This is a genomic window from Lentzea sp. NPDC036949 (assembly GCF_055608075.1).
In genome coordinates this window covers 1-23,789 of sequence record NZ_JBVJRA010000032.1, presented here as the reverse complement: position 1 = coordinate 23,789, position 23,789 = coordinate 1, and the positions used below count along the sequence as shown (strand labels likewise).

General features: G+C 70.6%; 20 protein-coding genes. 13 read left to right on the top strand and 7 right to left on the bottom strand.

What is annotated here, in order from left to right; genetic code table 11:
- Nucleotides 1-91: 91 nt before the first annotated feature.
- Together ACZ7CD_RS39935 and ACZ7CD_RS39930 are read right to left on the bottom strand one after the other, a co-directional pair.
- A complete protein-coding gene (locus ACZ7CD_RS39935; protein WP_360400524.1) occupies nt 92-1,534 on the bottom strand; it encodes a flavin monoamine oxidase family protein in 1,443 nt (480 codons plus the stop codon).
- A gap of 229 nt (nt 1,535-1,763) precedes the next feature.
- Nucleotides 1,764-4,283, bottom strand: a complete 2,520-nt coding sequence (locus ACZ7CD_RS39930) for a collagenase (RefSeq protein WP_470381025.1) — start codon at nt 4,281-4,283, stop codon at nt 1,764-1,766.
- 1,013 nt (nt 4,284-5,296) lie between these two features.
- Between ACZ7CD_RS39930 and ACZ7CD_RS39925 the strand changes: the two genes are divergently transcribed.
- A complete protein-coding gene (locus tag ACZ7CD_RS39925; protein WP_470381024.1) occupies nt 5,297-6,385 on the top strand; it encodes a P-loop NTPase family protein in 1,089 nt (362 codons plus the stop codon).
- Here ACZ7CD_RS39925 and ACZ7CD_RS39920 read toward each other — a convergent pair.
- Nucleotides 6,347-7,585, bottom strand: coding sequence for a glycosyltransferase family 2 protein (locus ACZ7CD_RS39920; RefSeq protein WP_470381023.1), 1,239 nt, complete (start codon nt 7,583-7,585; stop codon nt 6,347-6,349). The genes ACZ7CD_RS39925 and ACZ7CD_RS39920 overlap by 39 nt on opposite strands.
- Nucleotides 7,586-8,063: 478 nt before the next feature.
- On the opposite strand from ACZ7CD_RS39920, the gene ACZ7CD_RS39915 reads away from it, so the two are divergent.
- From ACZ7CD_RS39915 to ACZ7CD_RS39890, 6 genes are all read left to right on the top strand, one after another.
- Nucleotides 8,064-9,599 (top strand): RICIN domain-containing protein, encoded by a 1,536-nt coding sequence (locus ACZ7CD_RS39915; protein WP_470381022.1) that lies wholly within the window; start codon nt 8,064-8,066, stop codon nt 9,597-9,599.
- 219 nt (nt 9,600-9,818) lie between these two features.
- A complete protein-coding gene (locus ACZ7CD_RS39910; protein WP_470381021.1) occupies nt 9,819-11,339 on the top strand; it encodes an RICIN domain-containing protein in 1,521 nt (506 codons plus the stop codon).
- Between the two features lies 1 nt (nt 11,340).
- Entirely contained in the window at nt 11,341-12,537 is a 1,197-nt protein-coding gene (locus ACZ7CD_RS39905) for an RICIN domain-containing protein (RefSeq protein WP_470381020.1), read from the top strand.
- A 115-nt stretch (nt 12,538-12,652) separates the two neighbouring features.
- Nucleotides 12,653-13,213: an EF-hand domain-containing protein gene (locus ACZ7CD_RS39900; protein WP_470381019.1), complete on the top strand. Its 561-nt coding sequence runs from the start codon at nt 12,653-12,655 to the stop codon at nt 13,211-13,213.
- Between the two features lie 152 nt (nt 13,214-13,365).
- Nucleotides 13,366-13,758, top strand: a complete 393-nt coding sequence (locus ACZ7CD_RS39895; RefSeq protein WP_470381018.1) for a YciI family protein — start codon at nt 13,366-13,368, stop codon at nt 13,756-13,758.
- Nucleotides 13,755-14,996: an RNA polymerase sigma factor gene (locus tag ACZ7CD_RS39890; RefSeq protein ID WP_458432923.1), complete on the top strand. Its 1,242-nt coding sequence runs from the start codon at nt 13,755-13,757 to the stop codon at nt 14,994-14,996. The genes ACZ7CD_RS39895 and ACZ7CD_RS39890 overlap by 4 nt, the downstream gene beginning before the upstream one ends.
- 51 nt (nt 14,997-15,047) lie before the next feature.
- On the opposite strand, the gene ACZ7CD_RS39885 is transcribed toward ACZ7CD_RS39890, so the two are convergent.
- A complete protein-coding gene (locus ACZ7CD_RS39885; protein ID WP_360400554.1) occupies nt 15,048-15,614 on the bottom strand; it encodes a TetR/AcrR family transcriptional regulator in 567 nt (188 codons plus the stop codon).
- Nucleotides 15,615-15,702: 88 nt separating this feature from the next.
- On the opposite strand from ACZ7CD_RS39885, the gene ACZ7CD_RS39880 reads away from it, so the two are divergent.
- The 4 genes from ACZ7CD_RS39880 to ACZ7CD_RS39865 all read left to right on the top strand — a co-directional run bounded on the left by ACZ7CD_RS39880 (nt 15,703) and on the right by ACZ7CD_RS39865 (nt 18,881).
- Nucleotides 15,703-16,647 (top strand): ketopantoate reductase family protein, encoded by a 945-nt coding sequence (locus ACZ7CD_RS39880; RefSeq protein ID WP_470381017.1) that lies wholly within the window; start codon nt 15,703-15,705, stop codon nt 16,645-16,647.
- 149 nt (nt 16,648-16,796) lie between these two features.
- Nucleotides 16,797-17,093, top strand: coding sequence for a DUF3040 domain-containing protein (locus tag ACZ7CD_RS39875; RefSeq protein WP_470381016.1), 297 nt, complete (start codon nt 16,797-16,799; stop codon nt 17,091-17,093).
- 57 nt (nt 17,094-17,150) lie between these two features.
- Complete coding sequence (locus ACZ7CD_RS39870; protein ID WP_470372396.1) at nt 17,151-17,966, top strand: VOC family protein; 816 nt, start codon at nt 17,151-17,153, stop codon at nt 17,964-17,966.
- A gap of 222 nt (nt 17,967-18,188) precedes the next feature.
- On the top strand, nt 18,189-18,881 hold the full coding sequence (locus ACZ7CD_RS39865) for a response regulator transcription factor (protein WP_470381026.1): 693 nt from the start codon (nt 18,189-18,191) through the stop codon (nt 18,879-18,881).
- On the opposite strand, the gene ACZ7CD_RS39860 is transcribed toward ACZ7CD_RS39865, so the two are convergent.
- From ACZ7CD_RS39860 to ACZ7CD_RS39850, 3 genes are read right to left on the bottom strand one after another with little or no spacing between them, the layout of a single operon-like run.
- Entirely contained in the window at nt 18,847-20,247 is a 1,401-nt protein-coding gene (locus tag ACZ7CD_RS39860; protein WP_470381015.1) for a pyridoxal phosphate-dependent decarboxylase family protein, read from the bottom strand. The two genes, ACZ7CD_RS39865 and ACZ7CD_RS39860, sit on opposite strands and share 35 nt — an antisense overlap.
- Complete coding sequence (locus tag ACZ7CD_RS39855; protein WP_470381014.1) at nt 20,240-21,487, bottom strand: ATP-grasp domain-containing protein; 1,248 nt, start codon at nt 21,485-21,487, stop codon at nt 20,240-20,242. The genes ACZ7CD_RS39860 and ACZ7CD_RS39855 overlap by 8 nt, the downstream gene beginning before the upstream one ends.
- Before the next feature lie 25 nt (nt 21,488-21,512).
- Nucleotides 21,513-22,040 carry a hypothetical protein gene (locus ACZ7CD_RS39850; RefSeq protein WP_470381013.1) on the bottom strand — a complete coding sequence of 176 codons (528 nt, stop codon included), beginning with the start codon at nt 22,038-22,040 and terminating at the stop codon, nt 21,513-21,515.
- A gap of 116 nt (nt 22,041-22,156) precedes the next feature.
- Between ACZ7CD_RS39850 and ACZ7CD_RS39845 the strand changes: the two genes are divergently transcribed.
- Together ACZ7CD_RS39845 and ACZ7CD_RS39840 are read left to right on the top strand one after the other, a co-directional pair.
- Nucleotides 22,157-22,690: a hypothetical protein gene (locus tag ACZ7CD_RS39845; protein WP_360400579.1), complete on the top strand. Its 534-nt coding sequence runs from the start codon at nt 22,157-22,159 to the stop codon at nt 22,688-22,690.
- Nucleotides 22,687-23,463 (top strand): hypothetical protein, encoded by a 777-nt coding sequence (locus ACZ7CD_RS39840; protein ID WP_470381012.1) that lies wholly within the window; start codon nt 22,687-22,689, stop codon nt 23,461-23,463. Before ACZ7CD_RS39845 ends, ACZ7CD_RS39840 begins: the two co-directional genes overlap by 4 nt.
- Nucleotides 23,464-23,789 lie beyond the last annotated feature (326 nt).

The following is a 23,789-nucleotide window of genomic DNA, read 5'->3' as shown; positions in this document are numbered from 1 at the left end:
CTTCTTTCTGTCGCAAGAGGAATGATCAACCAAGGGCTTCACTCATGATCAACCAGGGTCCCACCCAGCAGCTCAGAGGTTAAAACTCAAGCTAGTCCTTCCAGGGCACCTCGTCGCGCAGCCCCTCGTTGATGGCGAAGGCGTTCTTCACCGCGGCCTTGAGCGCGCCCTCCACCCAGCGGCGGTGACGGCGGTCGCACGCGTCGTTGGCGAACCACACCCGGCCCACCGGCCGGATCACGTCCTCGTAGAAGCCCTCGCTCATCTCGAACGCGCGGAACAGCGGGCCGATGCCGCACGCGTACCAGTCCAGCGCCCAGTCCTTGTAGACGCCGAACTCGAAGGTGTCCCGCGCCTCCGGGTGGATCTTGACCAGGTCCTCCAGCGCCTGCTGCACGCTCTCCTCGCCGGCCAGCGGCGTGTAGGGCATGCTGTCCTGCTCCCAGCAGTAGGACGCGATCATCACACCCTTGCGGTAGCGGGGGTCCTGGCCGGCCGGCGGGTAGACGATGTTGCGGATGGCCAGGTCGGTCACCGTGAGCCCGTGCGTGATGCCGTACGCGCTCTCCCACCACCGCTCGCTGAACTGCATGAACAGCTTGTGCGCGCGGCCGTAGTAGGTGTTGCGGATCGCGTACCACTTGTCCGGGTCGAGGCCCTGGATCTCCATGTGCCGCAGGGCCGCGAACGGCACGGTCACCACCACCTCGTCCGCGACGACGGTGTGCGATCGGCGACCCGAGCGGTAGTGCACGCGCACCCCGTTCTCGTCCTGGTCGATGCCGTGCACCTGCGCGCCGAGCCGGATGTCGTCCATCAGGTACGGCTCGAACGCGCGGGGCAGCGACTCTGCTCCGTCCACTATGTACGTGAGATCGCCGAAGACGTCCTCGTAGTAGTGGGAGAACCACTCGACGAGCGAGAAGTGGTAGCGACCCTCCAGGTTGAACAGCGGGCCGAGCATGGACAGCGCGCCGTCACCGAGCCCGCGCTCCTTGAGGTAGCCCAGCAGCGTGTACTTGTCGTAGTCGACGAGGATCTTCTGCCAGGCCTTGTCCGGCCCCTCGCTCTCCATCAGGTCGATCAGCGGCTGCACGGTGTGCCGCAGCAGTTCGTGCGGTGCCTTGTCGGCCTCTGCAGTGGACAGGTCGAAGTTGAACGAGGTCGCGTCGAAGTCGCGCCGCCGCACGCCTTTGCCCTGCAGGTAGATGAACGTGTCCTCGTCGTACATCGGGAAGGGCTTGGTCGCGAGGCCGAACTTGTCCTTGATGAGCCACTGCACCAAGGGGTGCTGCTCCGGGAAGCGCATCGCGCCGAACTCGCCGTACATGTCGCCCGCGAACCCGCGGTGGGTGAGGATGCGCCCACCCAACCGGTTCTGTCCTTCCAGGACGGTGACCTCGTGCCCGGCTTCCTTGAGCAGCAAGGCGGCCGTCAAGCCCGCCATCCCGGCACCGACCACCGCGACTCGGCGCTTCGGCGCCGAACTCTCCGGCAACCCGTCCTTCAACAGGTCGAGCACGTCCAAAGCCATGACCGAACCCCTCACTCACCGTCTTCGTCCTGAGCTGGTAGGAGGCGGCCGTCCTCGGTTCGACCGTACTGCCGAATCAAACACCGGACTACGACACGATGGGGTGGTGTTGTCCAGGAACCACTCGACTTCGCCGTTCTTCCCGGGTGATGGAGGTGCGGCTCGGCGGAACGCGTTCCCGCCGAGCCGCAGCCTCAACCGGTGATGGTGTCGGGCAGGTGGTGATCGGTCAGTACTGGGTTGCCACGGTGACGCCCGAGCAGCCGGTCTCGCCCTTCAGGCTGATGTAGACGTAGCCGGAGGACGGGTTGCTCACGGTGATCGCTTCGGTGTTGTCGCCGCCGACCGAGCGCTGAGTGGCGTTCGCGGTGGTCGCCCACGAGCTGGGGCTGAAGAACAGGTCGCAGTTGCCGGTTCCGCCCGAGGCCGTGATCCGCAGCTGCGGCGCGCCCGCGGGCAGGGACAGGAAGAGGTAGTCGTAGTCGCCGTTGCTGACCGACCTGTTGGAACGCTGGCAGTTCTTGCCGAGCGCACGCAGGTCGCTGCCCGTGCATTCGGCCGTGCCGCCGCCGTTGCCGATGGCGACCTGCCTGGAGGTCGTCGCCGTCGAACCGCTGTTGTCGGTGACGGTGAGGGCGATGGTGTAGGTGCCGTCGGCGGTGTAGGTCTTGGTCGGGTTGGTGGCGGGGGAGGTGGTTCCGTCGCCGAAGTCCCACCGGCGGGAGGCGATGGTGCCGTCGGCGTCGGTGGAGCGGTCGGTGAGGGTGACCGTGCGACCGGTGACGGTGCTGGTGAACTCCGCCACGGGGGCCCGGTTTCCGCCGCCGCCTCCGCCGCAGTTGCCGGCCGCGCAGGCCGACAGCCAGGTGTACCAGTCGGTGTCGTACCGGGTGCCGATGGTGTTCTTGAGCAGGGTGCGCGCGGCGTTCCAGTTGCCGGCGCGGTAGTGGTTGAGCACCGCGGTCATGTCGGCGGGGTGGGACTGGAGCATGTAGCGCACGGCGAGGTAGCCCCACCGGTACACGCGTGTGGTGTCGTGGGAGTAGGTCGTGTCGAACAGCGTGCTCAGCGCGTAGGTGCGCCGCCCGGCCTCGGTGATCGCGGCGTCGTAGTTGATGTTGCGGTAGTGGTAGGAGATGTACTCGGCGAACCCTTCGATCCACCAGATCGTCGGCGTGGTCGTTCCGGCGCCGAAGTCGCCGTACATGTTGAACCGACCGTCGAGGTAGTGGGTGTACTCGTGGTTGAGGTTCCAGATCGCGAACTGCGGGCGCAGCCACTCCGCCTCGTAGGCGATGAACCGCGGTTGGTTGCCCGACGCGGCCGGATTGCCTTCCAGGTACATGCCACCGTTGTTGGTGTCGATGCCGAACTGCGCACCCGCGTAGGTCTGGTAGTCCTTGCTGGAGTCGTACACCACGACCTCGAGCGTCGTGTTGTAGTCGTTGGCCACCGGACCTGGGTCCCTGACCACGTTGTGGAAGTAGGCGTCCTGGTTCGCCAGACTCACACAGGTGTCACGCAGTTGCGCGCTGGTCATCTCCTGGGCCCGGATGTTCAGCGACGCACTGCACCGGTGGGTGATCGGCAACACCGCGGCCATCAACCGGGCCTGCAGATCGCAGGTGTCGTAGTAAGCGCAGTTCGGCTTGTCGTAGGCATTGGTCATCTCCGCCACCCCGACCCACAGCGGCGCGGTCGGACCCGTGATCGACGACATGCCGAGCAAGCCCTTGACCTTGGGCTGCACGGTCACGCGCAGCGAGGAGTACTGCGAGAACCGCCCGAGCTCCCGGCCCGCGTTGGACGTGAGGTAGCCCTGCTGCCCGGAGAGCAGCCCCAGGTGGCTCGACGCGAAGTTGTACAACGTGTCCAGCACGCTGGTGTCGCGCTGCACCGCCGACACGAACTCCGGAACCTGATGCCCCCGGAAGAGGACGGTGTACACGTTGTTGACCGCGTTCAGCATCCACCAGGAGGCGTCGTACGAGGTGTTGTAGCCCGTCAACATCCGCTTGACGACGTTCAGGTAGCGCGCGTTCTGTTCGGCGCTGTCGATCAGCGTGATCGCCTCGGCCAACACCTCGCCGTTGGCGTCACTGACCTCGAAAGCCCGCGAACTGCCGAAGAACCCGTCCAGACCGGCCTGGATGGCCGTCTGCAGGGCCGGGCCGTACGTCCCGACCGTGGACTGGTTGTACCAGTGCACGTAGTACCCGGCCCGCAAGTACAGGACCAGCTGCGCCGTGCCCGTCGAGTTGTTCCCGGGATACGTCGTTCCGTTGTCGCGCAACCCATGGGCAACGCTGGCCATCTGTGCTTCACGGAACGCGTGGTAGGCATCCGATCCGGTGAGGTTGAACAGGGAGTTCACGCAGTCGGTCGTCGAGCTCCGGATCTTGTCGACCAGCGCCACGCCGGTTCGGCTGGTGAAGTCGGCGACGCTGCACACGGCCGCCGCGGATCGGCGATCGCGCATCGAGGGCGGCTTAGGAGCGCGGACTTCCTCCGGCGCGTTGTAGTCGCGCCGTGACTCGGCCTCGAACGCCGGCCTCGGTGCCCGTCCATCGACCGGCAGCGGGGTCTTCGCGACATGTCGATCACCGGCCGCCAGCGGGCGGCCGACAGGGGCAGGCGCTTGCGCTCGGTTGCTGCTTTCCGCAGTGCCGGAAGCCGGCGCCGCACCGGCAGATCCGGCACTGGTGCTGCAACCCAGCGTGACGATGACGACGAGCAGGGTCGTCCACACGCATCGTCGAATTCTCAATGATGTCATGGCTTGTCCTTCAACATCGGTCGCTCGAGCACGACCGTGACGGCTATGGCAGGGACCGTTCCGTGTGCGCAGCGTCACACAGCGCGATGGCCAACGTTCATGCCGAACACCGATAGGACCGTGCTATGAGGACTGCTTCCAGGGCAGACCTGGCAGCCGTTGGGGCCGGAGCAGGTGCAGCGGTTGGTGCCTGGGGACACGCTGTGGACAGTTACAGGACAAATTCGGCGTTTCGTCCAGTTCGTGCCTGACGAGGGGCAGACTTGCTTCCGGTCCGCTAAAAGGCGGGACGACAAGGCGACGAGATGGGGCTGACGTGGGTGTACGGAAGTGGTTGAGCGCAGCGGCCGTCACGGTCGTGGTCACGTCAGGATTGGCCGGCATGGCTCCGTCGGCGTCGGCGGCCACTCGCCTCGGCGGCATCGACCTGGGCGCCTACTGTCAGAGAACAGTCAATCCGGGGGACGCCAGCATCGCCTACCTGGTGGAGAACCACGCGAGGGGATGGCGCTGCGTGGACTCGATGTGGGTGGGCCCGCCCTTCGGCTGGGCGACCTACGCCGTGCGGGACATGGACCTCAACCACGCCTGCAGGTTGCAGTACGGCGGAGAGGCGTATGCGGTACTTGAGCAGAACCACGCGCAAGGCTGGGCGTGTTACCGATAGCGTACACATCGACTGGCTGAGGCCGACCGACTCGACCGCCTTCTGAAAGCTCCCTCACTGCCGCACTTTCCGCAGAGGGAATTCAGCTTGAGACGCCCGAGCAGGGCGGATCGCCCTCTCAAGCAAGGCTTCCGCCTCTCGGGTGATCAGCCACGCGCCGGAAGTCGCCACCGGGCGGCAGCGGCATGCCTGTTCGGTGTCGTCTTCGCCGTCTTGCCCACCGATCGAACCCGGTTGGCGTGTAGGCGAAAGCGGAGGGTGAGCGGTGCGGTGGCGCCGAGGGCTGCCGTCCCCGGCCAAAGTCGTTACGGTGCCGATCGTGCCGTTCATCGACATCGTTCCGATCGGTCCGGCCGGCTCCGGCAAGACATGTCTGCTGGCCGCGATGAAGCAAGGGCTCGACACGCACTCGTCTGACGCGGTCCCCGTGCTCAGCGCGGATCCGACCACCACCTTGAGGTTGGACCAGACGTGGGGCTTGGTGCGGGCCGACGGGTCGGGTTGGCCCGCGGCCACCGATCGCGACGCGTGGGCGGAACTGTGCTTCGAGGCGTGGTGTGACGACGGGGAGCCGTTGTACGAGGTGGGACTGGTCGACTACGACGGCTCGTGCGTCACGGTGGACGGGCATCCGGTGAGCCGGACGTTGGCCGCGCGCGTCCGCAGGGCTGATGCGGTGCTGTGCGTCCTGGACGGCGCGCGGGTCGCGGCCCTGCTCGGCGGTGAGCGCGCGTTCTTCGAGCACACCATGTCCGGGGTGTGGAAGCTGGCCGCCGGCCGGGGCAAGGTCGTGCGGTTCGTGGTGACCAAGTGGGACCTGCTGGAGGGGCGTGCCACGTTGGAGCAGGTTCGTGACGCGCTGGCGGAGGTGCCCGGTTTCGCGGCGGCGGCACGGCGGTCATCGGGGTGGCGCAACGCGCCCGGCTCGGTCGGGCTGATCCCGGTCAGCGTCGTCGGCGAGGAACCAGGGCGGCAGGCGGTGGTGCCGTTGTGGTCGGCGCTGGCGCCGGTGCTGCAGGTGGCCGCCGAACGGGCCCGGCGCACGGGGCGGGGTGGTTCGGCGGCGGCCGAGGTCGGGGTGAACTGGTTGGCGCAGGCGGTGACGGCGGAGGCGGTGCGGCGGGTGCTGCACCGCGTGGTGGGCGAGGTGCCGGAGGGACGTGGCGCGCGGCGGTACGCGGGATTCGCGGCGGCGGGGGCATCGATGCTGGCGGAGGCCGCGGTCAGGACCTGGTCCGACCGGGCCACGCGCCCTGCTCACGGACAGGCGGGGCGGGCGAGGTTGCTGCGGCGTGCGGCCGAGGCGTGCCAGTGGGAGCTGGACGGCTTCCGCCACAGGTTCCCGGCCTCCGCCCTGCACGGTGTCGTCTCATCGCTGCCGACGCCGTTGCGGCGCCGGGTCGGTTGAGCGCCGCCAGGACCGCACGCCGAGCAGCGCGCCGGCGACGGCGGCCGCGATCAGCACTGCCTTCCGACGTGTGGTGACCGGGGTCAGCGCGGGTCGTCGGCCGTGGCGGCCGGTCCAGGTGGTCAGGCTGCGGCCCAGGACCCACTCGCGGAACAGCCACCAGGCGTTCAGCGGTCCGGTGAGGTTTTGCAGGACGATCCAGCTGGGCAGGCATTTCACCGTGGTGCGCCATCCGAGCTGCCGGACCGCGACCGCGACCGAGGCGACGGTGACCACGATCCACAGTGGACTCCACCAGCTGCGCAGCCCGCGCACCACGCCGTGGCGGGCCACGTAGAGGGGCAGGGTGCAGATGGCCACGCCGCCGACGAGGGAGTCGACGACCTGGGAGGCGACGATGATGAACGCTCCGCCGTCCATGACGGGAGCACGGTGTTTGACCATGGTCTGGGCGAACCCGGCGGTCCAGCGGTGCATCTGGGAGAGCAGCTCGGACAGTGAGGTGGGTTCGCCGGTGTAGACGAACGCTTCGGGGGTGAAGGCGACGCGGTGACCGAGGCGGTGCAGGGTCCAGGTGAGGTTGAAGTCCTCGGTGATGTTGTCGTCGGGGTAGCCGCCGACCTCGCGCAGCACGTCGGTGCGGTGGCAGTTGGCCATGCCGCTCAGGACCAACTGCCGGTGGAACACGTCTTGGAGTGGCCGGATCCAGCCGTTGGCGATGGCGTGGTAGAGCGTGCGGTAGCGGCTGTAGGGGGTGTCGGTGTCGCGGGGCATGGCCGAGGGGCAGGTTCCGGCGTAGCCGCGGCGCAGGGTGGCCATCATCTGCTCCACCGCGCGAGGGGACAGGGTGGCGTCGGCGTCGAGCGCGACGACGGCGTCGCTGGTGATCCTGGGCAGGGCCATGTTCTGCGCCGCCGCCTTAGACCCGCCTTTTCCTTCGATGACGACCACGCCCAGACCGCGAGCGATGTCGGCGGTGCGGTCGGAACAGTTGTCCGCGACCACGATGATCTGGTCAATCGGATGGCTCTGCGCGCGGCAGGATTTGATTGTCCCCGCGATTGACGCCTCCTCGTTGTGTGCCGGGATCACCAACGACACGCTGCTCGGGAAGTGCGACCACGCCCTTTCCTCGAAATGGCCCGTGACCGTCTTCCGTTCGCCTTCGGTCAGCTTCAGGTGTGCGTCTTCCGCCCTCATTCGAGGGTGTCCCCAATCCGATTCGAACCAATGCCGACACCGTCAACAGGACCGCACCGATTCCGGTGCTGGCCAGCAAGGACATAACCCTCCCCACGTCGCGTCCTACTACACAGCATTGCCGGTTCAGCCGCTGGGTAGCGATACCTCGATCAGGTGGGACCGCGATCAGAAAGCGTCGTCACCAACCGTGACCGCGAAACTGGACGTCGTGGTCCGAGCTCACCGAATACGACACCGAATCACCTGCCTGGCCGAAGGAGAGCGGACCACCGGCGTGCTCCCGGGAGCGTCCGGAGCGTTGTCGATGCCCTGCACAGGTGATTCCCGCGACAGGGTGTTGCAGATGACGGAAACGCACACCTTCGGGTTGACCGGCCGGTTTGCCTATTCCTTTGTGAGATCGACGTTGTAATCCTCGGTCAGAGGTCCGCAGTCACGAAGCGGTCTCAAGGCCTGGTCGAGGAGGCACTACGCCATGCCCGTCACCACACCGGTTTCCCCGTCCGACGTCGAACTGTCGACCAACCCCGACTCACCGGACAGCCACCGTGAGCAGGTGCTGGTGCAGCTGCCCGGCTCCGGGGTGGTCCCGAAGATCGACGCGTACTTCCTGACCGACAGCACCGGCAGCATGGGCGGCATCATCGGCGCGGTCAGCGCGCGGGTGGAGGAGATCCTGAACAGGCTGATCACCGCCGCGAACGCGGTCGGCGCGGACGTGAACTTCGGTGTCGGGAACTACAAGGACATGGAGGACCCGCAACCCGATCGCTTCCGCAGTCAGGTCCCCCTGGGCACGAGCACCGCGGCTGCGGCCAACGGCATCCGGGCCTGGAGCGCCGCCGGTGGTGGTTGGAGCCACGCGGAGGGCCAGTTCTACGCGCTGGACCAGCTCGCGCAGCCCCCCGGCGGGTCGATCGGTTGGCGTGCCGGCACCAAGCGGATCGTCGTCTGGATCGGCGACATGCCGGGGCACGACCCGATCTGCCAGGGGTTGTCCGGCCTGACCTACGACATCACCGAGGCGTCGGTCACCGCCAAGCTCCAGGCGCAGGGCATCTTCGTGCTCGCGATCAGCACCGGCCCCAGCGGGCCGGGTTCGGGGTTGAACGCGGATCCGGTTCCCCTGTCCTCCGGTGGAGGCGTGTACGAGAGCTTCTGCGGCGCTTTCGGCGGTCTGGCCGGCCAGGGTTCGCGCATCGCCGCCGCGACCGGCGGCACGTACACCGAGGGGATCACCCCTGACACCGTGGTGCAGACGATCATCAACCTCGGCACCGCGGGCATCTCCACGCTGGGCAACGTCAGCCTCGTGCCGGGCACGGCGATCGCGCCTTTCGTGCGCGTCCACCCCGCCGGCGGTCACGGTCCCTTCACCGGCGCCCATCCCGGCACGCTGGACTTCGAGCTGGAGTTCCCCGCCGCGACACCCGTCTCCGGTACGCCGGTGACCCAGGAGGTCACGGTGGAAGGCGATGTCGACGTGGTCGTGGACGGGGTGCGGACCGGCTCGACCCGGGTGAAGATCACCGTGCCCGACCTGGCCGGGCAGTACAAGATCCAGAGCACGCTCAGCGGCCTGTACCTCCAACTCGACGACCCCGGCTGGACCGGTGACGGCGCCAACGTCGACCAGAACACCTACACCGGCCTGGCCGCTCAGCACTGGGAGCTGATGCCGGTCTCCGGCGGCGGTTACCGCATCAAGAACTGCGACCCGGCCCGCGACCGCTACCTGGAAGTGGTCGGCATGTCCTTCGACGACGGCGCCGAGGTCCTCACCCGGTCCGACCCCAGCGGCCCGCACAAGGAATGGCTGCTCATACCGGCGGGTTCCTCCGGTGCGGGCGGCCTGGTGTTCCGCATCCAGAACCTGCACACCGGCAAGGTCCTCGACATCCAGGGCGGCAGCACGCAGCAGGACGCGCCGGTGTTCCAGTACTTCTACTGGGGCGACTACCCCGCCTACCACGAGAACCACAACCAGCACTGGCGGCTGGAACGCCTCTGACACAGCGCCTCCCGCGCACCACGCGCCGGACCGGTGCGGCCGCGGACCGTGATGCCCACCGGCTCCGGCCGCCCTCCGGAGAAGGACCGCCGACGGTCGACACGCCGACATCCGGGTTGGCCGACCGAACTCACGGTCCCCCTCAACCGAGACCGCGCCGCCGATCACGGATCTGCGACCACCTGACGACCCGACAGCGGAAGAAGGAGCAGCCCCAGCATGCCCATCACCACACCGCCGACTCCGTCCGACATCGAGCTCTCGATCAACCCGAACTCGTCGGACAGCCATCACGAACAGGTTCAGGTGCAGCTGCCCGCCACCGGCGCGATCCCCAAGATCGACGTGTACTTCCTCGCCGACAGCACCGGCAGCATGACCAGCATCATCGACGCGGTCCGCGCCAGGGTGGAGGAAATCCTCACCAGGCTGGTCACCGCGGCCGGCCAGGTCGGCGCGGACGTGCAGTTCGGTGTGGGCAACTACCGGGACCTGGACTACCCCGTCACCCAGCGCTTCCACCACCAGGTCTCGCTGACCTCCAGCTCCCCGGCCGCCGCCGGCGCCATCCACGCCTGGACCGTGGCCGGCGGCACCACCGTCGCCGAAGGTCAGTTCTTCGCCCTGGACCACCTCGCCCAGCCTCCCGGCGGCACGATCGGCTGGCGTGCCGACGCCAAGCGGATCATCCTCTGGGTCGGCGACGCCCCGGGGCACGATCCGATCTGCCAGGCCGTGTCCGGTCTGACCCACACCATCACCGAGCACTCGGTGATCTCCAAGCTGCAGGCCGAGGGCATCGCCGTGCTGGTGATCAGCACCCCCTCCGGGTCGAGCGGACCAGGGCTCGACGTCGACCCGGTGCCGCTGTCCAACGGCGCCCCTTACCAGGGCAACTGCAGCATCGGCGGCACCGCCGGGCAGGGCAGCCGGGTCGCCGCCGCCACCGGCGGCACCTACACCGACGGCATCACCCCCGCCACGATCGTCGACACGATCATCACCCTGGGCACCACGGGCATCACCACCATCGGCAGCGTCAGCTTCGTTCCCGACACCACGATCGCGCCGTTCGTGCACGTCTCGCCCGCCGGCTACGGCCCCTTCCCCGGCACACAGCCGCAGACCCTGGACTTCGCGCTGGAGTTCCCCAGGGCCACGGCAACTGCCGCCGCCCCGGTGACCCGGGCGATCACGGTGCAGGGCGCGGTCGACGTGGTCGTGGACGGCGTGCGGACCGGCTCCACCCAGGTGAAGATCACCGTGCCGGACCTGACCGGCAGCTACAAGATCCGCTGCACCCTGAGCGGCCTGTACCTGCAGCTGGACGATCCGAACTGGACCGGTGACGGCGCCAACGTCGACCAGAACGTCGACAGCGGCATCCCGGCCGTGGGATGGCAGCTGGTGCCCGTCCCCGGCGGCGGCTACCACATGAAGAACTGCGACCCGGCCCGTGACCGCTACCTGGAGGTGGTCGGCATGTCGATGGACAACGGCGCCGAGGTGCTCACCCGGTCCGATCCCAGCGGCACGCACAAGCAGTGGCTGTTCATCCCCGCCGGGGCGTCCCAGGGCGGGTCGGTGTTCCGCATCCAGAACCTGCACTCCGGCAAGGTCCTCGACGTCCGCAACCAGAGCCTGGACCCCGACGCACGGGTGACCCAGCAGAGCTACTGGGGCGACTACCCCACCTACCACGAGCACCACAACCAGCACTGGGTCCTGGAGCGCATCTGAGATGACTCCCCAGGACGACGCCCACCTCGCGCTGGTCAACGGCGCCAGCGGCAAGGCCCTGACGGCCGATGGCCCGCGGATCCGCCAGACCTGGCCCGACAACACCGCACCGGCGCAGCGGTGGAGGCTGCGCCGCACGGCGGAAAGCCGTCACACCGTCGTGGTGGAGAACACCGCGAGCGGGCTGGTGTTGTCCGTGGCCGGCGCCGCCGGGCACAACGGCGCCGAGGTGGTGCTGGAGGAACGACGGGAGAACGGTCAGCACCAGCTGTGGCGGCTGGTGCCGCTGCGCTCGGGCTGCCACGCCCTGGCGAACCTGGCCAGCGGCAAGTACCTGGACCTGTGGGACGCCGACTCCGGTCACGAGCCCCGGCTGGCCCAGTTCGACTTCTGGCACGGACCACAGCAACGCTGGTGCCTGCGCCCAGTCGCACACCGCCGCAACAGCCGGGCCGTGGTCACCCTGGTCCGCGACGAACCTGACTTCTTCCCGATCTGGCTCGACTACTACTCCCGGTTCTTCGCACCGCAGGACATCCACGTCCTGGAACACCAGCCCGCACCCGGCCTGCCGCCCGACGACCGGTTCACGCGCATCCCGATCCACCACGACGAGTTCAGCAGCGACTGGCACCGCGACATCGTCCAGCAACACCAGCACGACCTCGTCGACCGCTACGACGTCGTGCTCAGCACCGACGTCGACGAGATCGTCACCCCCGACCCGCGCTACGGCGACCTGAGCCGCTACATCGACCAGTTCGACCAGGACTTCGTCAACTGCACCGGCTGGGAGGTCCTGCACCAGCACAACAGCGAAGCACCCTTCGACGCCGGACGCGGTGTGCTGGAGCAGCGCTCGACCTGGTTCTCCAACCCCCTGTACTCCAAGCCCCTGCTGGCGCGGATACCGATGACCTGGCTGGGCGGCTTCCACGAACGCGCCGACCAGGCCACCAACCCCGACCCGAACCTGTACCTGATCCACCTGCACCGCATGGACTACCAGCTCTGCCTCCGCCGTCACCAGCTGCGCACCACCCACAGGACCGCGCAGGACGACATCGACAACCACCGCGGCTACCAGAACCGCATCGTCGAGCCCGACGAGTTCCACCGCTGGTTCTACCGGGACAGGGTCTGCGGCGAGCCGATCCACCCCGAACCCATACCCGAGCACTGGCGCGGCACCGTGTGACCGCGCCGGCACGGGCAGTGACCCGACCCGACCCGATCGGGGCTATCCGGCTGTGCCCGACTTTCCGATGTTCTGAGCGAGCTCAAGTACCCACCACACCAGTCCGGAGGATGCAGTGCCTCTCACCGACCTGCTCAAAGCCAAGATCGACCACGGCTTCGCCCAGCTGGACGTGGACGGCGACGGTCTGTTGACCGAGCAGGACCACGTCCTGATGGGCCGCCGCACCGCCGAGTCCCTGGGCCACGCGTCCGGCTCGGCGGAGGAGCAGCGCATCGTGGACGCCTACCTGGGCATTTGGCGCGAGCTGCACGCACCCCACATCCCCGGCGGCGGCCAGGCCATCAGCCGCGAGCAGTTCCTCGCCTCCACCGGCAGTCTCGCCGATGACCCGCAGGCCGCCTCCGCAACCGTGGGAGCGCTCGCCAAGGCGTTCCTGGCGATCGCCGACACCGACGCGGACGGCAACGTCAGCCCGGAAGAGTTCCGGAAGTTCCAGCACGGGCACTTCCCGGACCTGACCGACGAGGAGTCGGCGGAGGCGTTCCACCACCTCGACCTCGACAGCGACGGGGTGCTGACGGCGGAGGAGTTCGTCCGGGCGTGCGTGGACTACTGGACCAGCACGGACCCCGACTCGCCCGGGAACTGGTGGGCGGGCCGCGCCCTGGGCTGAGGATTCGCGACGAGTGAGGTCGACGGGCAGGTCCTCCGTCATCCCGGAAGATTTTCTCCGACGGGATGTCGACACAGCGCGCACGGCTCCGACGTCCCAGGCGAGGATGGGGCCGACCGGCTGCGTCCACGACGAAGACCAAGGGGCCGATGGTGAAGTACGTGATCATGATCCACTCCAACCCGCAGCCGTGGGGGCACCCGACCTCCGACCACCTGCCCGAGTACCGGGTCATGCCGGACGAGCAGCGGGAACGGATGAACGCCGACTTCGCGGCCATGCTCGCGGACCTGCAGGAGAGGGGCGAGCTGCTGGGCGGTGAGGCGCTGGGAGCGCCCGAGTCGTCACGGCTCTACCGCTGGAGCGACGGCAAGCCCCTGGTCACCGACGGCCCGTACTCGGAGGCCAAGGAGCACCTGGCCGGGTTCTTCCTCGTCGACGTGGAGAGCCAGGAGCGCGCGGAGGAGATCGCGGCGCGGTTCAGCGGTCCTGGTGAGACCGTCGAGCTGCGTCCCGCGATGGGGCCGGGAGGTTCCGACCAGTGACCGCACAGGTGGTCGAGGACGTGTGGCGGCAGGAGTCCGCGCACGTCCTCGCCGCCCTGCTGCACCGGTACGGCGACCTGGGCGACTGCGAGGACGCGGCGCAGGAGGCAGCCGAGGCGGCGGCGCGGCAGTGGGACCGGGACGGCGTGCCCGGCAACCCCCGCGGCTGGCTCATCAGGGTCGCGTCCCGGCGGCTGATCGACCGGATGCGCACCGACGACGCGCGGACAGCGCGGGAGAACGCCCTCAGCGCCGCACTTCCCGCCGACGCCCGCCTCTCCCCCGCCGCCGACCGGTCACCGCACGACGAAGCCGACGACACCTTGCGGTTGTTGCTGCTGTGCTGTCACCCGGGTCTGAGCCGGTCCTCGCAGGTCGCGTTGACGTTGCACGCCGTCGGCGGGCTGAGCACGGCGCAGATCGCCGCCGCGTACCTGGTTCCCGAGCGCACGATGACGCAACGCCTCACCAGGGCGCGCTCCACGTTGCGGGCGGCGGGTGCGGTGTTCCGGCTCCCGGCCCCGGCCGACCTGCCCGCGCGCGTCGCCGCCGTGCTCGACGTCTGCCACCTGATGTTCACCGAAGGGCACACGCGTTCCACCGGTGACGCACTGGTCGACTCGCCGCTGGCCGAGGAAGCCATCCGCCTCACCCGGCAGCTGCACGCGGTCGTACCCGACCACGACGAGGTCGCCGGCGCACTGGCGTTGATGCTCCTGACGCATGCCCGCGCGGCTGCCAGGACCGAGAACGGGAACCTCGTGCCGCTCGCGGAGCAGGACCGGTCCCGGTGGGACCGCCGGCGGATCGCCGAAGGCGTGCGAATCCTGGAACGGGTGCTGCCGCGCGGACACGTCGGCAGGTTCCAGCTGCAGGCCGCGATCGCCGCCGTCCACGCGGAGGCCGAGAGCTGGGAGGACACCGACTGGCGGCAGATCACCCTGCTCTACGCCATGCTGGCGCAGGTGGCTCCCAGTCCGGCCGTGACGCTCAACCAGGCGGTCGCGGTCGGGATGGCGTTCGGCCCCGAGGACGGCTTGGCCCTCCTCGGTCCGTTGCTCGACGATCCCGTGACGAGGCGGCACCACCGCACTCACGCCGTACGCGCGCACCTGGTGGAGATGACCGGCGACCTGCCCGGTGCGCTCGACAGCTACCGCCAGGCGGCCCGTCTCACGGCGAGCCAACCCGAGCAGCGCTACCTCAACGCGCGGATCGGCCGTCTCGACGCGAAGTGAAGCCGGACGTCCACAAGAGGAAATGACACACGGCAGCCACCTGGCACAGCACTACCGGGGCTTCAGGCCGGCGAGCACGACGGTGACCACGCTGTCGGCCTCGGCACGCCAATGAGGACGGTCGTGCGCCGCGGTGATGCCGTGCAACGCCATCATGACGGCGCTGGGCTCGACGTCGTCCCGCACGGTGCCCTCCGCCACCCCGGCCCGCACGAGCTCGACGACGGCCTGTTCCAGCGCGAGGCCGCCTTCCGCCAGTGCGCCGGAACGGGTGGCCATGAGCGTGGCCAGCGTGCGGGCCAGGCCCCGGTGGGCGTCCACGTACTCGACCATGCCGCGCAGGAACGCCGCCAGCGCGTCCGCCGCGGGGAGCTGGGCCCGCAGGTCGCGGACGCGGTCGCAGAGCGCGGCGACCTCGCCGCGGTAGACGGCCTCGGCCAGTGCCTCCCTGGTCGGGAAGTGGCGGTACAGCGTGCCGGTGCCGACGCCGGCGAGGCGGGCGAAGTCGTCGAAGCGCAGGTCGAAGAAGCTGCCGTCGGCGAAGAGCTCCCTGGCCTTGGCGACCAGGGCGTCCCGGTTGCGCCGGGCGTCGGCGCGCAGCGGCTTGGCGGTGTTCACGCGGTGCCTCTCGTTGACAAGTGGAGACCGTCTCCATATCTTCGAAGTGGAGATAGTCTCCGTTTTATCGTACTCCACGGGGTGTGCAGTGAAGATCCTCATGTTCGGTCGTGGCGCGATCAGCACCGGCTGCGGCTGGGCGCTGGAGCAGGCGGGCCACGACGTGGAGTTCTACGTGCGGCCGGGGCGCGCGGCGCAGTACGGGGACGCGGTGCGGCTGGAGCTCGTCGACGCGCGGCGGCGGCCGTGGGGGCGGCGGGTCGAGCAGCGGTGGCCGGTGCGCCTGCGGGAGGAGCTGGCGGCCGATCACGACTACGACCTCGTCGTGCTGAGCGTGCCCCACCACCGGCTGGCGGAGGCCGCCGAGTTCCTGGCGCCACGTGTCGGCGGCGCGACCGTGCTGGTGCTCGGCAACGTCTGGGAGGAACCGGAGGAGGCGGTCGAGCCGCTTCCCCTCGACCGGCTCGCGTGGGGCTTTCCCGGCTTCGGCGGCGCGTTCGGCGCGGACGGCGTGCTGCGCGGGGTGCTCCTGCCGCCGGTCGTCTTCGGCACGCTCGGCGCGCCGCCCACCGAGCGTGAACTGGTTGTGCGCCAGGTGTTCCGCGCGGCCGGGTTCCGCCCGCGGGAACGGCAGGACCTCCGCGGCTGGCTGTGGTTGCACTTCGCGGTGGACGCCGGTCTGCACGCGCAGGCGCTGCGCAGGGGTGCGCTCGCCGACCTGGTCGGCGTGCCGGGTGCCTTCCGCGAGGCGCTGCGCACCGGTCGCGAGCTGCTGCCGGTGCTGGAGGCGCGCGGGATCGACCTGCGCCGGCACCGGGTGGCCGTGCTGGGGCTCCGCGCGCCCGCCTGGCTGACGGGAAGCGTCCTCGCGTGGCTGGTCGCCCACTTCCCGCCGGCCCGTGCCAGCTTCCGGACCCACTGGGACGCGAGCGCCGCCGAGCCGCGGGAGATCGTCCGCGACGCCGTGGCGGAGGCCCGGCGGTGGGGTGTCGCGGTGCCCCGGCTGGAGGCGGCCCTGCTCGGAACTTCGTGAGCCCGCACGGGCCGTGCCCGCCCTGACCAGCGCACGAGCCGACTCGTGTACACAGGAGGGTGGTTGCCGGAACAAGTTCCACCGCGAGCGGTCGGCACGGACCCGGCCGCCGAGCGCGCACAGCACCTGCGAGAACAGGAGGTGTCCCGGTGGAACTCCCCGAGAAGGAGAGGCTCCAGCTCAAGGAGATCGAGAGGCAGCTCGCCGAGGAGGACCCGCGGTTCGCCGCCAGGCTGACCCGCAAGCCCCCGCCGCACCAGCGGCTGTCCCGCAAGGCGATGTTCGCCGTCCTGCTCGTGCTGGCCGACGTCGTGGGCCTGGCGGTGCTGGTGGGTGGTGTCACGCTCGGGTCGGTCGTGCTCATCGTGCTCGGCGTCGCCGTTCTCGCCGTCTTCCCCGTGCTGGTCGTCGTCCACGCCTGGCAGGGCACGCGCGGGAAGCGGTGACCCTGCCCGCACCGCAGTCCGGTAGCCGCTGACGCCCCACAGGAGCCGACAACTTCCATGATCATCCGACCGGGACACCCGTGCTGGGTGGAGCTGGCCACGACCGACACCGAGCGCAGCACGGCCTTCTACGGGTCCGTGTTCGGCTGGCGGTACCACTGGATCAAGGACGGCGCGGGCGAGGACTACGCGATCGCCCTCCTGGACGGCGAACCGGTGGGCGGCGTCCGGCCGCTGGAGCGCGCGACGCTGGACTGGACGCCCTACCTGGCCGTCGCGGACCTGGCCGCCGCGGGCGAACGGGTGCGGCGGCTCGGTGGCACGGCACTGGAGACCCGGCAGCACGTCCTGCCCGGTCTCGTGGCCAAGGTCCTGGTCGACGACCCGAGCGGGGCGACGGTGGGGCTCGCCCAGCCCGTCGCCGACGGCTGGGGGTTCACCGCCGGGGTGCCGGGTGCGCTCGTGTGGCTGGAGTTCGTCACGCGCGCGCCCCGCCAGGCCGATCCGTTCTACGGCGCGCTCTTCGACTTCCGGCAGCGGCAGGTCGGGGACGGCACAGCCGTCGACCACGTCGTGTACTCCACCGGCGGGGACACGGTGATCGGCCGGGTGCGGATGGCGCCGGACACCCCGGCGACCGTGCCGCCGCGGTGGATCGCGCACTTCGCCGTGCCGCCCGGTCTGGACTTCGCCGAGACGCTGCACCGGGCCCGCACGGCCGGGGCGCGGCTGCGGTTCCAGCCCTACCCCTCGCCGCTGGGTCAGGTCGCGGTGCTGGCCGACCCGCTCGGCACCCGCTTCGCGATCATCGACCCGGAGCTGGCCTCGGACTGGGACGACCACTCACCGGCCGACGACCCCTACGACGACTGACGTCCGAGCACGGGCCGCAGGTGTCGACCGGGCAGATCACCGACCCGGACGTGTCACTTCTTCACCTGAACGACTGAACGCACAGGTCAACGCAGCGAGAACGCGACTCGGTCACCACTACAGTCGTGTGGTCCCCTACTTCTTGATTCACCCTCACGGCCTAGGCGGAACCACACTGAACGGCCTACCGACGCGTGCGCTCGGCGAGCTCACGTGACGTCGATGCACACCACCGCCGCCATCTGCCGGGTCCTGGCCGCCGATGCGACCCCGGTGTTCCGCGAAGGCCTGCGCACGGTCGTGCAGCGCACGATCGGCCTGGAGTGGGCCGGCGGCACGGACCACCCCGACGTCATCCGCGACAGCGTGCGCACCACGCTCCCGCACGTGGTCCTGCTGGACAGCGCGATCGACCCGCAGGGCCGGCTGACCGAGGAGCTCGTCACGACCAACCCGAGGCTGCGGGTGGCGGTCCTGCTCCGCGAACGCGACCACACCCCCGCCTCCGTGCGCATCGCCAGGGCGGCCGGGGCGCACTGCCTGCTCAGCAGGGAGACCGACGCGTCGAGGATGATCCGCGCGATCCTCCAGCCGGCTCCGGCCGGCCACTACATCGACCCCGGGCTGCTGCTGGCCCTCAACGCGCCGGGCCCGCACCCGTCCGGCACCGGGCACGACGTGCTCACCTCACGGCAGTGCCAGACCCTCGCACTGGTCGCCGAGGGGAAGGTGGACGAGGACATCGCCCACGTCCTGGACATCGCCGTGACCACGGTGCGCACCCACGTCCGGGAGATCCGGCGGCGGCTCGGCGCCCACGACCGCGCCCACGCGGTCGCACTGGCCTACCACGTGGGCATCCTGCCGCTGCAACCGTCGCTCAGGACCTCCGTCCGGCGGCCTCGATCGCGGTGAGCACGGCGTCGAGGTCGGCCCGGGTGGTGCGCGGGTTGATCGTGCACAGCCGCACCGCGAGCCGGCCGTCCACAGTGGTCGTCGTGACGAACGCGCTGCCGGACTCGTTGACGGCGGCGCAGATCGCCGCCTGGAGCTCGTCGGAACCGCCGCGGTGGCGCAGGCAGACGATCCCCAGGCTCGGGCCCGCCACCAGTTCGAGGTCCCTGCTGGCGGTGACGCGGCGGGCGACGTGCTCGGCCTGGTCGAGGCCGTGGTCGACGGCGGCGCGGAAGGCGGCCACGCCGAAACCCTTGAGGGACAACCACAGCTTCAGCGCGCGGGCGGCGGTGGTGAACTGCACGCCGTGGTCGGACAGGTTCGTCTCGGCGGCTGCGGGCCGGGAGACGCTGAGGTAGTCGGCACCGGCGCGGTAGCGGTCGACGGTGAACGCCCTGCGCAGCACCTCGGGGTCGCGCACCAGCACGCAGCCGATCTCGTAGGGCTGGAACAGCCACTTGTGCGGGTCGACCACGACCGAGTCGGCCTCGTCCAGGCCGCGCAGGGCGGCGCGGCCGCGGTCGGTCAGTGCCGCGGCGGCACCGTGGGCGCCGTCCACGTGCAGCCACAGGTCTTCCGCCCGGCACAGCGCGGCGAGCTCGGGCAGCGGGTCGATCGCGCCGGTCGCGGTCGTGCCCGCCGTCGCCAGCACCAGGAACGGGCGCAGTCCGGCGGCGCGGTCGGCGTGGACCGCGTGCCGCACGGGCTCCGCGCGCAGCGCCGGCAGCAGCCGCACCTGGTCCCGCCGCAGCCCGAGGACGTGGCAGGCGCGCAGCACGGCGGGGTGGATCTGGTCCGAGCAGTAGAGGACGCCGCCCGTCGCGTTCGTGCCGAGGCGGTCGTCGCGCGCGGCGGCGATCGCCGTCAGGTTGGCGAGCGCACCACCGGGGGTGAACACGCCGCCCGCGCCCTCCGGCAGTCCGAGCAGGCTCGCGAGCCACCGTGCGGTCACCAGCTCGACGGCCGCGGGTCCGGCGCCGACCGGCCACGCACCGGGCGAGGTGTTGAAGCCGGAGGCGAGCAGGTCGCCGAGCACGCTGAGGAAGTTGCCGGCGCTGGGGATGAACGCCAGGCAGCCGGGGTGCCCGAGCCGCAGCGAACGCGGCAGGACCTCGTGGGCGAGGAACTCGACGAGCAGGCCGGGGTCGGACGGGTGCTCGGGCACGGGGTCGTCCAGCACGTGCCGCAGCTCGTGCGGTGCCGCCGGTGTTCTGACCGGCTGGGCGCGCAGGCCGGTCAGGTGGTCGACGACGAGGTCGACCACCCGGTGCCCGAGCTCGCGCATGCGCTCCGGTGGCAGGTCGAGCCAGCCCTCCTCGTCAGCCATCGTCGACCACCACCGCGCGGCGCACGGCCCTGACCCAGTCCCGCGCCTCGGCCGTGAGCTCCGGAGCCGGCCGCACGGCGGCTGCCGGTCCGCGCCACTGCAGCAGGACGAGCTCCTCCCCCGGCCGGACCCGGTCACCGGGACGGGCGTGCGGCCACAGCAGCGCCTCGCCGGGCCGCAGGCCGACGAGGTCGCCGTCGCCCTGGTGGTGCAGCACGCCGCCGTCGAGCCGGTGCACACCCGCCTCGACCCCCTCCCGCAGCACACCGCTGCGGTCGGCGGTGACGACGAGCTGGCTGAGCTCCAGGTGCGGCACCTGCACCTCCTCGACGGGCAGTGACGGCGCCACCGCGGCGAGCACGTGCGTGCCGAGGGTGGGCAGCAGTCCCGCGGCGCGTTCCTGGGCCTGCACCAGCGACACGACCGTCTGGAACCTCGGGTTGATCTCGATGGCCAGCACGGCCGCAGCGGGTGTGACGAGCAGGTCGAGCCCGAACGCGCCGAGGAACCCCAGCCCGCCGAGCTGGTCGCCCACCAGTGCGCCCACCTCGCGGCACCGCGCCGCGGCACCGGGTGGGAGGTCGTCGTCGGCGATCAGCTGGTTGCCGCAGTGCGCGCCCCAGTACGGCGTCAGCTCGGGGATGCCCACCAGCTGGTGGGACAACGCGGACACCACCGTGCCGTGCCGCGTCACGCATCCGCTCACCGTCACCGGGACTCCGTCGACGTGGGCCGACACCCGCAGCGCCTCACCGGCCCACTCGCGCAGCACGTCGGCGCGCTGCCGCGGTGTGGTGACCAGGCGCGTGCCCTTGCCGGTGAGGTTGTTCGCCCGGCGCTGCACGACGAGCGGACCCGTTGCGGCGTCGGGGATCTCGCCCTCGACGACCCACGTGCGCGGTGTGTCCGCACCGGCCGCCGCGAACAGCTCCAGCGAGGTGATCTTGTCGGCCGCGGTGGCCACGGCGGCCGGGTCGGCGGCCAGCAGCCGCAGGCCCGCCGCAGCCGCCCAGGCGTGTGCGCCGATCCCGTCCTCGGGTGCGAAGCTCACCGCGAGCCCGTGCGGTTCAGCCGGTCGCGCGGGCGGCGGGAGGTCCGCCTCGCGCCGGTGGTCCCGGTGGGCGATGCGCAGCCACGGGATCACAGGCGTGGCCACCGCACCGAGGAACGGCGACCGGTCGTGCCACGTCAGGTGCGGCGCGTGCGCGCGTAACAGCCGCACGCCCTCGTCGAGGGGCACGCCACTGATGGTCGGCACGGCGTGCTCAGAGGACGGTGAAGGTGCCGGCCGACGACTGCCGGGTGATGCCTTCCGCGGTGAGGCACCGCGCGAGATCGATCGCGGGGGCCACCTGCACGGCCTGAGCGGACCGCCCGGCGAACACGCCGCCGGTGATCGTGCCGGTCTTGGTGACCACGTCGGCGCCGGGGGCGGACGTGACGGTCACGGTGTAGGTGAACGTGCTGGTTCGCCCATCCGCCCACCTGATCACGCGGCTCTCCGGCACGGCGGCGAGCGGTTCCAGGCACCCGGCGGTGCGGTCCACGGTGAACTCGCTGGTGTCGCCCGTGACCACACCGGTGCTCGAGGTGTACTCGTCCCGCACCGACGTGCGCAGCGGTCGCGGCACCAGCACGACACCGGGCGAGTACGTCCAGGTCGACGTCGTCGTGCACGCCACGACGGGCGTGTCCGCGACCGCGGCCGCACCGGGAACGGCGGGCACGAGCGCCGCGACGACGACGCCGAGGGCGCGGCAGGACTTGGCGAGGTGGCTCATTCGGTCACGCATCCTGATCTCGAAGCACCGGGGGGGTGAGCGGATCGTATTGATCACGAGTCGATCCGGGTGATCACCGGATCGGGTACACCGTGCGACACTGCGGTCCCCCTACGAGAGGTGCGCAGATGGTTCCCGAAGACCTCGTCGTGTGGCGCCGCCGGCAGGACGCGGGTCAGCCCAACCCCTGGTCGGAGGGCCTGCGGCTGCTCGCGGACGACGAGCGGCCCGCGGCGCTGGACACCGGTTACCTGACCGCCGCGGACCTCGCGAACCCCGACGTCGCCGCCAACACCAGGGCGATCGAGGAGACGGCCGCGCTGGTCACCTGGGTCGCCGAGGACGAGGACGAGGGCAGGGCGTTCGGCTACTGGCGCGGACCGGGCCACCTCCCGCTCACCGCGGCGCCCGTCGTCGTCCTCGACAACGAGGGCCAGTTCGAGCTCCTCCGCGGCAGCAGCCTCAGCGAGGCCCTCAGCGACGAGTACGGCCAGTGGGCCGACGACGGCTACGCCGGTGTGGTCGCGCGGTGCCGGGCGGAGGGCGTCCCGATCAGCGCCGACGACCCCGACGACCTGCCGGAGCCGGCCGTGTCGCCGACCCCGGACGAGCACCACGGCGCCCGGTACCGCGCGCTGCTCGCCGAAGGCGCGGCTGGATGACCGGTGTCACCGCCGGGCAGCTGGTGGCCGCGGTCGAGCAGATGACCGGGCTGCCGTGGCCGGACGACGGGCGGCTCGATTGGGAGGTCGACGGGCTCGCCGGGCACACGGACGTCCACCAGCACGTGCTGCCCCTTGCTGCCGTGCCGTCGTCCTTCCTCGACCTGGCCGACCGGAGCTGGGGCACGCGCCACCGCGCCGGTGCGAGCCGCTTCATCGACTCCGAGGTGGTGTGGTGGCGGTCCGGGGACGACGCCGTCGCCCTGGTCGGCACCCCTGCCGCCGTGGTGGTGCTGCCGGCGCGGTGGCTGGCAGAGCCACCCGCCGGAGGTGGCGTGTCGCCGGTCGTCGCGGACTTCCTCTCCGGCGACGGCGAACGCGTCCTGTCCTCGGTGTGGGCGGTCTTCGGGACCCGTGACCCCGAGGTCCTGGCCCCGCTGGTCCCCGCGCTGCCCGCCGTCGAGGAGGCGACCGCGGACGTCGAGCTCGGCGGCCTGCTCGTGTCCAACCACTCCAACCTGGAGCACGCGCTCGACCGGGTCCGGCTCTTCGCTGCCGGGACGTGCCTGTGCGCGGCGTACCCCGCGCACCAGTTCTACGACCCGGCGAAGGAGAGCGGGCGCCGGCACGTCCGGGTCGTGCGGACGGTTCCCGACGACCGGCAGTGGGTGCCCGACCGCGTCTGCGAGTGCCTCGACTGCGGCCGGCGGTTCCAGGTCGAGCAGGGCGAGTACCACTACCCCTGGTGGAAGTGGACCCCGGTCGCCGGGTGACCGGGCAGACACGAACCGCTCCCGTGCCCCGCTCCGAACACCAGGTGGAGCGTGCGGCCGAAGCTGAGAGCCGCGGTCTGCGATGAGCGGCTGTTCTCAGCGGCGACCGCCTGCTGCGGACCCACCGTTGAGCGTTCGGCGGGGTGCCCGCTTACGGTGGGTCGAGGAACGAGAGGTCCAACGCCCGCAGCGTCGTCGTGGCTGCTGCGGGTTCGGCGTTCTGGGAGCGTGAGTCATGAGTGCCATCACCACGCCGACGAAGCCGGCCAACGCGGCCGCGCGCGTCGCAGGGGCGGCGGCCAACGCTGCCGATGAGCGGTTCCACG

Coding starts and splice junctions, on each gene's coding strand:
- ACZ7CD_RS39935 (WP_360400524.1), bottom strand. CDS start 1,534: ATGGCTTTGGACGTGCTCGACCTGTTGAAGGACGGGTTGCCGGAGAGT.
- ACZ7CD_RS39845 (WP_360400579.1), top strand. CDS start 22,157: ATGGTTCCCGAAGACCTCGTCGTGTGGCGCCGCCGGCAGGACGCGGGT.
- ACZ7CD_RS39840 (WP_470381012.1), top strand. CDS start 22,687: ATGACCGGTGTCACCGCCGGGCAGCTGGTGGCCGCGGTCGAGCAGATG.
- ACZ7CD_RS39920 (WP_470381023.1), bottom strand. CDS start 7,585: ATGAGGGCGGAAGACGCACACCTGAAGCTGACCGAAGGCGAACGGAAG.
- ACZ7CD_RS39905 (WP_470381020.1), top strand. CDS start 11,341: ATGACTCCCCAGGACGACGCCCACCTCGCGCTGGTCAACGGCGCCAGC.
- ACZ7CD_RS39860 (WP_470381015.1), bottom strand. CDS start 20,247: ATGGCTGACGAGGAGGGCTGGCTCGACCTGCCACCGGAGCGCATGCGC.
- ACZ7CD_RS39915 (WP_470381022.1), top strand. CDS start 8,064: ATGCCCGTCACCACACCGGTTTCCCCGTCCGACGTCGAACTGTCGACC.
- ACZ7CD_RS39870 (WP_470372396.1), top strand. CDS start 17,151: ATGATCATCCGACCGGGACACCCGTGCTGGGTGGAGCTGGCCACGACC.
- ACZ7CD_RS39910 (WP_470381021.1), top strand. CDS start 9,819: ATGCCCATCACCACACCGCCGACTCCGTCCGACATCGAGCTCTCGATC.
- ACZ7CD_RS39850 (WP_470381013.1), bottom strand. CDS start 22,040: ATGCGTGACCGAATGAGCCACCTCGCCAAGTCCTGCCGCGCCCTCGGC.
- ACZ7CD_RS39865 (WP_470381026.1), top strand. CDS start 18,189: ATGCACACCACCGCCGCCATCTGCCGGGTCCTGGCCGCCGATGCGACC.